This window comes from Pseudomonas sp. C 49-2, from assembly GCF_003970195.1.
GTDB classification, from domain to species: domain Bacteria; phylum Pseudomonadota; class Gammaproteobacteria; order Pseudomonadales; family Pseudomonadaceae; genus Aquipseudomonas; species Aquipseudomonas canadensis.
This window is the reverse complement of sequence record NZ_RXYG01000007.1, coordinates 230879-242818: the sequence shown is the minus strand read 5'-3', so window position 1 is coordinate 242818 and position 11940 is coordinate 230879. Positions and strand designations below refer to the sequence as shown.

10 protein-coding genes are annotated in these 11940 nt (G+C 60.4%); 4 read left to right on the top strand and 6 right to left on the bottom strand.

Annotation, left to right across the window (positions count from 1 at the left end; genetic code table 11):
• The first annotated feature begins 63 nt into the window (after positions 1-63).
• Entirely contained in the window at positions 64-1308 is a 1245-nt protein-coding gene (locus EJ576_RS16335; RefSeq protein ID WP_126570702.1) for an EAL domain-containing protein, read from the top strand.
• On the opposite strand, the gene EJ576_RS16330 is transcribed toward EJ576_RS16335, so the two are convergent.
• Entirely contained in the window at positions 1277-1930 is a 654-nt protein-coding gene (locus EJ576_RS16330; protein WP_122728660.1) for a response regulator transcription factor, read from the bottom strand. The genes EJ576_RS16335 and EJ576_RS16330 overlap by 32 nt on opposite strands.
• 142 nt (positions 1931-2072) lie before the next feature.
• Positions 2073-2294 carry a hypothetical protein gene (locus EJ576_RS16325; protein ID WP_049711681.1) on the bottom strand — a complete coding sequence of 74 codons (222 nt, stop codon included), beginning with the start codon at positions 2292-2294 and terminating at the stop codon, positions 2073-2075.
• A gap of 315 nt (positions 2295-2609) precedes the next feature.
• Here EJ576_RS16325 and EJ576_RS16320 point away from each other — a divergent pair, with 315 nt between their 5' ends.
• Entirely contained in the window at positions 2610-2894 is a 285-nt protein-coding gene (locus EJ576_RS16320) for a DUF3509 domain-containing protein (protein ID WP_028617806.1), read from the top strand.
• Between the two features lie 170 nt (positions 2895-3064).
• On the opposite strand, the gene EJ576_RS16315 is transcribed toward EJ576_RS16320, so the two are convergent.
• A complete protein-coding gene (locus EJ576_RS16315) occupies positions 3065-3931 on the bottom strand; it encodes a TIGR02285 family protein (RefSeq protein ID WP_126570701.1) in 867 nt (288 codons plus the stop codon).
• On the bottom strand, positions 3931-5130 hold the full coding sequence (locus EJ576_RS16310) for a CaiB/BaiF CoA-transferase family protein (RefSeq protein ID WP_126570700.1): 1200 nt from the start codon (positions 5128-5130) through the stop codon (positions 3931-3933). Before EJ576_RS16310 ends, EJ576_RS16315 begins: the two co-directional genes overlap by 1 nt.
• A 136-nt stretch (positions 5131-5266) precedes the next feature.
• On the opposite strand from EJ576_RS16310, the gene EJ576_RS16305 reads away from it, so the two are divergent.
• The gene (locus EJ576_RS16305; RefSeq protein WP_016977727.1) at positions 5267-5809 is read left to right on the top strand and encodes a YaeQ family protein; all 543 of its coding nucleotides are present in this window, start codon (positions 5267-5269) and stop codon (positions 5807-5809) included.
• 132 nt (positions 5810-5941) lie between these two features.
• Positions 5942-7651 carry a single-stranded-DNA-specific exonuclease RecJ gene (gene recJ / locus EJ576_RS16300; RefSeq protein WP_126570699.1) on the top strand — a complete coding sequence of 570 codons (1710 nt, stop codon included), beginning with the start codon at positions 5942-5944 and terminating at the stop codon, positions 7649-7651.
• Positions 7652-7789: 138 nt separating this feature from the next.
• On the opposite strand, the gene EJ576_RS16295 is transcribed toward recJ, so the two are convergent.
• Entirely contained in the window at positions 7790-9076 is a 1287-nt protein-coding gene (locus tag EJ576_RS16295) for a virulence factor family protein (RefSeq protein ID WP_126570698.1), read from the bottom strand.
• Positions 9076-11718: a bifunctional lysylphosphatidylglycerol flippase/synthetase MprF gene (gene mprF, locus EJ576_RS16290; protein ID WP_028617801.1), complete on the bottom strand. Its 2643-nt coding sequence runs from the start codon at positions 11716-11718 to the stop codon at positions 9076-9078. Before mprF ends, EJ576_RS16295 begins: the two co-directional genes overlap by 1 nt.
• Positions 11719-11940 lie beyond the last annotated feature (222 nt).

Sequence of the window (11940 nt, the reverse complement as noted above, 5' to 3'; positions counted from 1 at the left end):
ATGGGGCGCGCAGGGCCTTTTGAGTAGCCTGCGCCACCTCGCTTTTACGCCGTAGAGTTTGTCATGCGCTCCCTCAATGTCTTGATCCTCGAAGATAACCCGTTCCAACTGATGGCCCTGCACCAGATGCTCAATGCCAATGGTGTATTCAATGTAATGACGGCCGAAACAGTAGAGGCCGCCCGGCAGTCATTGGCGAGCAAGGGGCCGGTAGACATCGCTATTTGCGACCTCTATCTGGAGCAAGGCGATGCCCTTGAACTGATTCGCGAATTGGGCGAGCTGCGGCAGACTCAGGTGCTGATCCTGTTAAGCAATGCTGAGCCCAACGTATTGGAGGGTGTCGCCAACATGGCGCGTCAGGCCGGGTTGAATGTGCTCAGGTGTTTGCCCAAACCCGCCTCGGCACAGCTGATCGGGCAACTGCTGATGGTTTGCCGGCAACACTTACGCCCAGGGCCGCAGGTAGTGTCCTGGGAGAGGGTACGCCAACTGTTGGGGGTGAATGAGCAGGATGAATTGCCGCCTACGGTGGATGCCTGCCAGGTAGCCATCGCGCGCTACGCCAGCGCCAGCTTTCAGCCTATCGTTTGCCAGGCAGGCGTATTGCAAGGGGTTGAGGTGCTGGCGAGGTGGTACCTACCTGAGGGAGAAGTGTTGCTACCGCATGAATTCCTGCCGGTGCTGGAGTTTGCCGGCATGGAGGAGGCGTTTACCTGGCATGTGATGGAAGAGGCCCTAGGCCTTGTCAGCCAGATAGCGTGGGATACGGGCGAGATCTTACCAGTGGCGGTGAACATTCCCGGGCGGATGCTGGAGCATGCGCATTTTCCCCAGAGGCTGCAGCGCCTGCTGCAACTCTATGCCGTGCCCGCCCATAGCCTGACGCTGGAACTGGTCGAAACCACCCGTTTGAACACCGACAGTGCTCATGTCAGCAGCTTGCTACGTTTGCGGATGATCGGTTGCAAGTTGTCTATCGGTGACTTCGGCGTCGGCGGTACGAGTTTGCAGCGTTTGCTGGAGCTGCCTTTCACCGAGCTGAAAATACCACCGGCCTTTGCCTGTGGAATGGCGGGCGATGAGCGCAAAGTGGCCGTCGTCGCAGGCGCCATGAGCATGGCCAGCCGTATGGGCATGAACGTGGTGATTGCGGGCATTGAAACGACAGCCGATCGTGAGGCGGCCTGTGCACTGGGCCCTGCCTGGTTGCAAGGCCGCCTGATTGCCCCGCCGATGGACGCTCAGGCACTGAAAGAGTGGCTCGGCCACGAGGCTAGGCCAACCCATGCTCCTGCACGTAGATAAACAATGATGCGTCGGTGCTGAGCCCGAGCTTGCGCATGGCGCTCACTTTTTGCGCACTGACTGTCTGCTTGCTGCGATGCAGATGTGCCGCGATCTCACCCACGGTCAGCCCTCTCGCCAGCAGGCGAATCACTTCCAGCTCGCGGGGCGACAGTTGCTCATGGGACTGCAATCGATCAGTGCCCATGGCGCTCAGTGACTGGCGAATGGTGTGGGCCACATAGCATTGCTGCTGGCGTACCCGCCGGACGGCTTCAGGCAATTCATTCGCGAGGCTGGCTTTGCTCAGCAGGCCCATGACACCCAGCTCCAGAATGGCGTGAAACAACCCAGCGTTGTTGAGCATGGTCACCACGACGATGGGGAGCCTAGGGTGATGCCGGCGCAGTTGTTCGATCAGTCGCAAACCGTCGGCCTGGGGTTCGGCGGGCATCATGAAATCGGTGATCAACAGGTCGCAGGCACAGTGTTGCAGCAATTGGGCAAGGGACTGGGGTGAGTTGGCTTCGCCGACGATTTCCAACTGTTCATCGCGTTCCAAGACGGCTCGCAGACCAATCAGGAAAATGGGATGGTCGTCGGCAAGGATGATGCGCAAGGGTTTTTCAGGTGCGCTTCTCAAGATAGATTCCCCGGACAATTCGGGGATTTTAGCCTGTTAACCCAGTGATGGTGGAAAGTGGGGGGGGCACGGTGCACAAAAACGCCGCTTTCCCTTCCTTGGGGCAGCGGCGTTTTCTGTTTCTGGCAGGCCCGGTCTAGTGTTACGAGAATAGTTTCTGCGCGACGACTATGACGGTGCCGACTGCGGCATAGAACCCTGTCGCGATACCCACCGGGTACCAGAAAGTCTCACAGGTTATCTTCAGGGATTCTTTGTTGAGTTTGTTCTGCTCTGCGTTCATACGTGCGATTTCAGCAAAAATACGTGAGACCTCGGCGTGCATTCTGTCTGTCGATGTTTGCTGTTCATTGTGTTCCGCCATCATCTTCATCCTTCGCAATAAGGGCCTTTTGACATGCGCTTTTACCTGCGTTGCAGCGTGACCAGTGCTCAACGAGTATAGGATTCACCTCCGGCCTCAACCCCCGGAAAACCTCAAATCAGCCACCCATTGCGTAAGCAGTTATGTGCGGCCGTTTTTTCGTTGTCATGTTGCAAGCGCATGCTGGAATCCGTCACCCCCTGACGGCCCCAAAAGACGAAAAAGCGAACTTTCCTACGTCACAACCAGTCACTTAGGATAGATGCAGCTCTCCCGTTGAAACGATTGTTCCCGAACTATTGAGTGGTGATCGAGATGGAAAGTATCAGCCTATTGCTCGAAGAAGCACTGAGCCCTTATCAGGTTACGCTGACCACCTCTGGTGTGCAGGACGAGTGCCTGGTAACCGTGAAGAATCCTGCTGGCGCCATTGTGGTCGAACGTGAAGTCGACCGCGCCCAGTTGATGGACAAACGCGTGCTGGTGGATGTGGTGGATTGCCTGCTGCGTGACATCAAAATTGCCGAAGGGCGCGTCGAACCCTCGGTCATCGCGGCCTTGCGCAACGCAGCCCAGACCCGCAACGCCACCGCCGCATGAAGAATTGTTTAATTATGGAAACTTCCTACAGCGTGGCCGGTCAGATTTCGTAACAGCAAGAGCAAACATTGTGCTCCGGTGTTTGTGTCTTGTTGTACTGGTCTTTGTAGGCCACGTTTAACCCCGAAGTGTCTCCCCACGCTCCGGGGTTTCTTTTTGCCTGCGATTTGTCAGGGGGCCGGCGAGTCCTGGAAAAAACTCGGGTTATCGCGCAGATACTGTTCACGCATGACGGGGTCCAGCCATGAGGCGTAGGACTGCTGTATCTGCTCTTGTGGGATTTCGCGCAGGACCTGGTTGATCCTTTCGATGGCTTGGCGTCCCTGGGGCGTATCCGAGCAACCGATGTGCGTCCGTTGGTAAGGCGCTGAGCCTTTGATGGGGTAGAACATCAGGTCGTCCGAGACGATGCCCTGCTGCATCGCGTGATAGCGGATTTCCGGCCAATAACCCAACACCGCCTCCAGTCTGCCCAGGCGCTGCATCTGCAACAGGCTACCCAAGGCGTCGTTGCCGTAATGCAGTGCGAGCTTGTGCGCATCAGCGTGCTTGAGCTGTTCATCGATGACAGGCCCGTAGCTGCGCTCGGCGATGGCTCCCACCCTTGACGTGTGAGCATCGAGGAACGCCTGCAGGTCAAACTGGCCTTGCGTGATGTAAGGCGCCATGGCGTCCTGCTGGTCGTGTCGGATGGTGACGCCATTGCTGGCCACCACAAACGCCTGGCTGGAAAACACGACGTACCTGGCCCGTTCGGCCGTCCACAGCAATGAAGGATCGCAGGTGAACGTGGGCTCACGCAGCATTTGCATGCCCCGTGCGCGATTGACGTGCAGCACTTGGTGGCGGTACTCCGGCAGGCGTTCGCTCAATATCGGCAACAGTTGGTCCAGCGCACCCTGGCCTTTGCGCGGGCCTTCGAAAATGGTCAGGGGAGGCAAGTCACGTAGTAGCCAGACCAGCGTGTCTTCAGCGTTGGCGGTCGGGCCCCAGGCGAGCATGACGCCGAGGCAAAGCTGAGCAAGCCTGCGGATCATCAGATCGCGCCTGCCTCACGTAAACGCACAATGGCGGCAGCGTCATAACCCAGCCCGCCCAGCACCTGGCTGTTATGTTCACCCAACTGCGGCCCGACCCATTCGCAGCTGCCCGGCGTGTCCGACAGCTTGGGCACGATGCCTGGCATCTTGAAGTCCTTGCCGCCAGGCAACTTGGCCTTGAGGAACATCTCCCTGGCGAGGAATTGCGGGTCGCCGAGCATGTCTTCGGCGCTATAGATGCGGCTGGCGGGCACTTCGGCCTTATTCAGGATATCTACCACCTGACCCAGCGGCAGCGAGTTCACCCAGCGATCAATGACCCCATACAACTCATCACGGCGGCTATCGCGCCCGTCATTGCTGGCAAGTGCAGGATCGTTGGCGAGGTCTTCTCGACCGATGGCCGACATAAAGCGCTTGAAGATCGCATCGCCGTTGGCGCCAATCTGTACATGCTTGCCGTCGGCGCTGGTGTGGATCGAGGACGGCGTGATGCCGGGCATGATGTTACCGGTGCGTTCGCGGATGAAGCCAAACACGTCGAACTCCGGAATCATGCTCTCCATCATGGCGAAGATGGCTTCGTACAGCGCCACATCCACCACTTGCCCCAAACCGCCATTGACTTCGCGATGACGCAGCGCCATCAACGCACCGATCACCGCCCATAACGCGGCGATCGAGTCGCCGATCGAAATACCGGTGCGGACCGGCGGGCGGTCTTCAAAGCCGGTGATGTAGCGCAGGCCGCCCATGGATTCGCCCACAGCACCAAACCCTGGCTGATCTTTCATCGGCCCGGTCTGGCCAAAGCCGGAGAGACGTACCATCACCAGCTTGGGGTTGAGGGCGTGCAGGGTTTCCCAGCTCAGGCCGAGTTTTTCCAGCACGCCGGGGCGGAAATTCTCGATCAGGATGTCGGCGTCGGCCAACAGTTGCTTGAGGATGGCCAGGCCGTCGGGGTGCTTGAGGTTCAGCGTCAGCGACTGTTTGTTACGCGCCTGCACGAACCACCACAGCGATGTGCCCTCGTACAGCTTGCGCCATTTGCGCAGGGGGTCGCCGCCGTCGGGAGACTCGACCTTGATCACGTCGGCGCCGAATTCCGCACAGATACGGGAGGCAAACGGGCCGGCGATCAGGGTGCCGAGTTCGATGACTTTCAGTCCGGCAAGCGGTTTGGCGTTGAACGACATCAGGATCCTTGTCTGCGCAGAGCGTGGGTGTGATGCCTTTTAACATAGGCGAGTAGCCCTGGGCAGCGCAGGATTCGTTGAATAGCCTCGCCATCGGTTAGACTGGCCGCCTTTCCTTGTCTCTAGAAGCCCGTTCATGGCCCAGCCGTCCACGACCTACAAATTCGAACTCAACCTCACCGACCTCGATCGCTCGGTGTACGAGAGCGTCAAACAGACCATCGCCCGCCACCCGTCGGAAACCGAAGAGCGCATGACCGTGCGCCTGCTGGCCTACGCCCTCTGGTACAACGAGCAGTTGTCGTTCGGGCGCGGCCTGTCAGATGTAGACGAACCAGCCCTGTGGGAAAAAAGCCTGGATGATCGGGTTTTGCACTGGATCGAAGTCGGCCAGCCCGACGCCGACCGCCTCACCTGGTGCTCGCGCCGCACCGAACGCACCAGCCTGCTGGCCTATGGCAGCTTGCGCGTGTGGGAAGGCAAGGTAGTGCCGGTAGCGAATAACCTGAAAAACGTACACATCGCCGCCGTGCCCCAGGAAGTCCTGGAGACCCTGGCCAAGGACATGCCCCGCGTCATCAAGTGGGATGTGATGATCAGCGAAGGCACGATGTTCGTCACCGACGACCGTGGCCAGCATGAAGTCCAACTGCAATGGCTGGTCGGCGAACGCGGCTGAACCTGTAGGAGCGAGCTTGCTCGCGAAGAACCTGAGGGCGCCGCGTTCATCTAGGCAATCCGTGTCATCGTTAACGATTTTCGCGAGCAAGCTCGCTCCTACCGTTTATTGAAGAGAATTCACCTGCTTCCCATGCGTATCGATCCTCGCCCGTTGCCCGCCGTCCTCCCGTTTCTCGGTGAACTGCCACCGCTGTTGACCCGTCTCTACGCCGCGCGCGGGGTGCAGTCCGAGGCCGAGCTGGATAAAAGCCTGGCCCGGTTGATTCCCTATCAACAGCTCAAAGGGATTGATGCGGCGGTGGACTTGCTGGTGACCGCATTGGAGCAGCGCCAGCGTATCTTAATCGTCGGTGACTTCGACGCCGATGGCGCCACCGCCAGCACCGTAGGCACCCTGGGCCTGCGTTTGCTCGGTGCGGCCCATGTCGATTACCTCGTGCCCAACCGTTTCGAGTACGGCTACGGCCTGACCCCGGAAATTGTCGCTGTCGCCCTGCAGCGCGAGCCGCAGTTGCTGATCACCGTGGACAACGGCATTTCCAGCGTCGAAGGCGTGGCGGCGGCGAAAGCGGCGGGGTTGCAGGTGTTGGTGACGGACCACCACTTGCCTGGTGATGAGTTGCCGGCGGCAGATGCCATCGTCAATCCGAACCAGCCCGGCTGTGAGTTTCCGAGCAAGGCTCTGGCCGGCGTGGGTGTGATCTTTTACGTGCTGATGGCACTGCGTGCGCGCCTGCGCAGCTTGGGCTGGTACGACAACAAGCCGCAACCCAACATTGGTGAATTGCTCGACCTGGTTGCCCTGGGCAGCGTGGCCGACGTAGTGCCCCTGGACGCCAACAACCGCATCCTCGTGCATCAAGGCCTGGAGCGTATCCGCGCTGGCCGTGCGCGGCCGGGGATCAAGGCGATCCTGGAAGTGGCCAAGCGCGACGCTGCGCGTATCACTTCCACCGACCTGGGATTTATCCTCGGGCCACGTCTGAACGCCGCCGGGCGCCTGGATGACATGAGCCTGGGCATCGAATGCCTGCTCACCACCGACGTTGCCGCCGCGCGGGAAATGGCCGCGCAACTGGACGGCATGAACCAGGATCGCAAGTCCATCGAGCAAGGCATGCAGCGCGAGGCCCTGGCCCAGCTCAAGGACTTGCCGGTGGAGTCGATGCCTTACGGCTTGTGCCTGTTCGATCCGGAATGGCACCAGGGCGTGATCGGGATTCTCGCATCGCGAATGAAAGAACGTTACTTCCGCCCGACCATCGCCTTTGCCGACGCCGGTGATGGCTTGCTCAAGGGCTCAGGGCGTTCCGTGCAGGGTTTTCATATTCGTGATGCGCTGGCAGTGGTTGCGAGCCAGCATCCCAACCTGATCGCCAAATACGGCGGTCACGCCATGGCGGCTGGCCTGACACTGCGCGAGGAAAACTTCCCACTGTTTGCCGAAGCGTTTGACGCTGAAGTGCGCCGGCAACTGCGCGAAGAAGACCTCACCGGGCGCCTGCTGTCCGACGGCACCCTGGCGGTGGAAGAGTTTCATCTGGAACTGGCTCGCGCATTGCGACATGCCGGGCCGTGGGGGCAGCACTTTCCCGAGCCGGTCTTTCACGGTGTATTCCAGTTGGTAGAGCAGCGGGTGTTGGGTGAGCGGCACCTGAAGGTGGTGCTCAAGACTGAATGCGGGTCAGTGAAACTCGATGGCATTGCCTTTGGAGTGGACCGTGAGGTCTGGCCGAACCCGACCGTGCGTTGGGTGGAGTTGGCGTACAAGCTGGATGTGAACGAGTTTCGTGGGAATGAGACTGTGCAACTGATGATTGCCCACATCGAACCGCGCTGAATCTAAACAACACTGCAAATATAAATGTGGGAGGGGGCTTGCCCCCGATAACGGTACTTCAGTCAGCTTATCTGTAGCTGACCCACCGCCATCGGGGGCAAGCCCCCTCCCACATTTTAAGCCATGTAATACCTGGAGTTACTCGGCTTTGTCCTTGGCCTGATGCTTCACGATGATATCCACCAACCGCTTCGCCAGCGCCGGGTAGTTCTCATCGAAGTGATGCCCACCTGGCAACTTCAACGCTTCACCCACGGCTGTCTTGTCCGTGCAGCCGCTCTCGTCGACCTCTTCCGTGCCGTAGATGCACACCACTTTCTCAGGGGGCAGCTTGGCCATTTCCGGCCCGGTGGCGGCTTCTTTACCGGCGTTGCCCAACCAGCCTTCCACTTCAATTTCGAAGCTTCCCGTGCGCGCGAACGCCAGCAGAATGATCGCGTCCACGCGCTGCTGCTCGTTTTCCGGCAGGCGGTTGTAGATGGCCGGCAATACATCGGCGCCGAACGAATAACCGGTCAGTACGAAGCGCTTGGTGCCCCATTTCTGACGGTAGTGCTGCATCAGTTCGGTGAGGTCCTTGGCGCTTTGTTCCGGGGTCTTGTGCTGCCAGTAATAGCGCAGAGTATCGATACCCACCACCGGGTAGCCGATCTTGGCCATTTCACCGGCCACGTCACGGTCCAGGTCACGCCAGCCGCCATCACCGGAGAGGAACAGGGTGACGGTGTCCTTCGCTTGGCCGGCCGGGACTTCAACCACCGGAATTGCCAGGCCGCCGTTGTCCGAACCTACCAGTTGCTTGCGCAGCTCGTTGTTCAGCACTTGCGGGTAGTGAATGTCGTAGTCGCTGATGCTGGTGGTGGCGCGCGGGGTGTCACGTACGAAACTGGCGCTTTCATCGTCAGGGTTATCGTTCCAGGCCACCAGCCAATTGCCGTGTGCGGCTGTCTTTGGCAGTGGATCCTTGCAGCCTTCTTGCACCAAGGCGAAGCCGACGGAGATGGCGTTGGCCTTGTCGTCGTTCTGGGTGGCCAGCCAGCGCCAGGCGAGGGCGGCGCCAGGGCCGATGCCGCTGACCAGCGTTGCTTGGCCCTTGAGCTGGCCCAGGGCGTTTTGCAGCGCTTGTTCCTGCAGCTTGCAGTCGTCCTTGGGCAGGATCACCTGGACAATCTGCGCCTTGCCGCCTTGGCTCAAGGCGACCAGTTGGCTGTCGGTCAGGATTTCATCGGGCATCACGGCCACGGCCACACGGGCTTTCGGCGCTCCGTACGGGGTTACCCGGGTCATCACCGAGCCATCGGCCTGGGGCAGTTGCTCCAGGGTCGGCTGGGGGGCAGGGCGGTTCCAGTACCAATAGCCGCCACCCAGGACCAGGGCGAGCAGCACTACAAAGGCCAATACATACCGCCAGGAGCGTCGAATCATCAGCGTTTCACCAATCCAGTCAAGCCGCCCGCGATCAGGGCGGCGGTATCGGCCAGTGCCACCAGCGGATCAAGTCCTGCGGGCACGGCCATGTAACGGGGTTCCCAGTCAGGCTGGAACTTATCTTTGAAGCGGCGCAAACCTTGGAAGTTATACAGTTGCTCGCCACGACGGAACACCATCGAACCCAGGCGTTGGGTCAGCGGGGCGCCGCGTCGTGGTTGCAGGCCTGACAACGGCACCATGCCGAGGCTGAAGCGGGCGTAGCCGTGACTCTTATAGTGTTGAATCAGGCCGACCATCATGAACTCCATGGTCAGCTTGGGCGCGTCCGGGTGGGCGCGCATCAGGTCGAGACTGGCCAGGTCGTGGTTGTAGGTCTCGAGCAGGTTGGCGAAGGCCACCGGGCGCCCTTCGAAGCGAATGATCGCGATGCGAAAGTGCTTGAGGTAGTCGTCGCTGAAACGTCCCAGGGAAAAGCCTTTTTCCCGTACGTTCTTGCCGGTCAGCCAGGCATCGGAGATTACCTTGAGCTCGTCCATCGGCGCGGTGCCCGGCTCGCAGATCTCCAGGGACAGGCCGTCCCGCGAGCCGCGGTTCCAGGTGTAGCGCAGGTCCTTCATCTCTTTGCCCTTGGCTTCCAGGTCAAAGCGTTTCAGGTCGACGCGGGCTTCTTCGCCCAGCTTGATGGCGGTGAGGCCGATGTCCATGTAGTACGGCAGGTTCTCGGCGCGGACCTGGTAGAACACCGGGCGGGCATGGTGAATGTCGCACAGGTCACGGAACTGCCAGATCATCTCGGCCCGTGGCTGGGTCGGGCCAATCGGGTCGTACAAGGCTACCAGGCTGCGGCCGCGACGGGCGTACATGAGGAAAGCTTCATCATTGGGGTGGAACAGCAGCGCTTTGTCGCCGGTAAGCGCCAGGCCCCCGTCGGGCTGGGACGAGGCCATCAGGATCTTGCTGGCGCGCTCCAGTTCGTCCGGCGTCGGCAAGTGGATCACCGGGCGCGCGGTGCGCAGCAGCCAGGTCAACGACACGATCACCAGCACCACGGCGGCGCCCAGCAGCGAGCGCAGGCCGCGGGGGGCATTGGCGTCCAGGGTGAACTGCCACCACAGTTGATGGCTGTACGGTACGTCTTGATAAGCGAACAATAGCAGCCAGATCGAAGCGCCCAGCACGCAGACACTGGCCACCAGGTACAGCGGCGAGAAGGGCAGTTCGGTGAGGCGACTGGCGCGATAAAACGAGCGTCGGAAGATCGCCAGCAGGATCGCGGTCATGGTCATCAGGCTGGCTTCTTCCCAGTCGAACCCCTTGAGCAGCGAGAGCAGGGCGCCGACCAACAGCAGCACCATGGTCAGCATCCAGGCAGCCGACAAACGTCGACGCAGACCCTGGGCCAGCAACAGGCACAGCACGCCGATCAGGCTGGCGCCAAAGTGCGAGGCGTCAATCAGGCGGTGGGGAATCAGGAAGCCGATGTTTTCCAGGCGTGAGTCGATTTCGGGCGTGGCGCCAGAGAACAGCAGGACCACGCCGGACAAAAAAACCAGCACGGCCAATACTGGCGCTGCCAGCCCCGAGGCGACCCGCAGGCTTTGCTGGGTCTGGAACAGGCGCTGTGCTTCGTTGACCAGCAGGAACACGCAGGCGATCAGCAGCGGCAACACCACGTAGATCATGCGATACAGCAGCAGGGCGGCGGCCAATGGCGCGGCGCCCAGTTTGTCGGCGAAGGCCGCCAGCAGGATCGCTTCGAATACGCCCACACCGCCCGGCACATGGCTGAGCACACCAGCGGCCAAGGCCAGCAGGTACACCAGCAGGAAGGGACCGAACGGCGGCGCTTCCGGCAGCAGCATATAAAGGACAGTGGCGGCAGCGGCCACGTCCAGCGCGGTAATGATCAGTTGCAGGAAGGTCAGGCGGCGACCCGGCAGGCGCAGGGTGCGACGACCGGCTTTTACCAGCAGGTTATCCGGGTAGGGTTGTTCCGGCAGGCGACGGCGATAAATGCCGATGCACAACACCGCCGACAACAACAGCACCGCGCCAGCAATACCGCCCAGCACAGCCTGTGGCAAATGCAGGTAGGTCGATGCGGCGGGCAGGTTGCTCAGTGTCGCCAGTGCAGCCAGTGGCGGCAGTGCAGTACCGAGCGCCAGGCTGGCGAACACTGTCATGTGCGCGACTTCCGAAGCCCCGATGCCATGGCGTGCATATAAACGGTAACGCACCGAACCGCCGGAGAGCATCGACAGGCCAATCGCATTGCCGATGGCGAAGGCGGTAAAGCCACCGAGGGCCAGGGTTTTGGCGGGCAGGTTCACGCCCGCGTAGCGCGCGCCGGAAAATTCATAGCCCAATAGAATGACGAAACCGGCGACGGCCGCCGCAAACGCACCCAGCAAGGCGGGCTTGGGCACTTCCAGGATCGAGTCGTGGAGGGCGTAGAGGTCCAGTTCCAACAGCAGGTGGCGGCAGGCGATCAGGGCGATGGCGAACAACAATAGGGTGACGGCCAGCCCGATGGGTTGCCGGTACTTGCTCACCAGATCCAGCCAACGCAAACGGGTGGGTGTGATCGGTTGTTCTGCTGTAACAGTGTCTTGTGGTTCAGACGAGTTGGCGCGCATCAATCACCTCGTGGATTGTGCGCGACAGGATGGAGGTATCCAGCCAAGTTACCAATCCCTATGGACAAAATAATTACAAATATTAACGCGTATCACCGGGTGCGGCGACAGCGGCCATTGGTCGTAGAGGGTAGCGATTGAGCATTGAGCATAGCTTGCAAAGAGATGGACTCAACAAACCGTGTAGGGTTTCATGAAAGATGCCATGCCATTGTTTCAGAA

What these genes read in the sequence shown, in the direction of transcription:
- EJ576_RS16325 (WP_049711681.1), bottom strand. Translation starts at nt 2,294, where the DNA reads ATGGCGGAACACAATGAACAGCAAACATCGACAGACAGAATGCACGCC.
- EJ576_RS16335 (WP_126570702.1), top strand. Translation starts at nt 64, where the DNA reads ATGCGCTCCCTCAATGTCTTGATCCTCGAAGATAACCCGTTCCAACTG.
- EJ576_RS16295 (WP_126570698.1), bottom strand. Translation starts at nt 9,076, where the DNA reads ATGATTCGACGCTCCTGGCGGTATGTATTGGCCTTTGTAGTGCTGCTC.
- EJ576_RS16310 (WP_126570700.1), bottom strand. Translation starts at nt 5,130, where the DNA reads ATGTCGTTCAACGCCAAACCGCTTGCCGGACTGAAAGTCATCGAACTC.
- recJ (WP_126570699.1), top strand. Translation starts at nt 5,942, where the DNA reads ATGCGTATCGATCCTCGCCCGTTGCCCGCCGTCCTCCCGTTTCTCGGT.
- EJ576_RS16320 (WP_028617806.1), top strand. Translation starts at nt 2,610, where the DNA reads ATGGAAAGTATCAGCCTATTGCTCGAAGAAGCACTGAGCCCTTATCAG.
- mprF (WP_028617801.1), bottom strand. Translation starts at nt 11,718, where the DNA reads ATGCGCGCCAACTCGTCTGAACCACAAGACACTGTTACAGCAGAACAA.
- EJ576_RS16315 (WP_126570701.1), bottom strand. Translation starts at nt 3,931, where the DNA reads ATGATCCGCAGGCTTGCTCAGCTTTGCCTCGGCGTCATGCTCGCCTGG.
- EJ576_RS16305 (WP_016977727.1), top strand. Translation starts at nt 5,267, where the DNA reads ATGGCCCAGCCGTCCACGACCTACAAATTCGAACTCAACCTCACCGAC.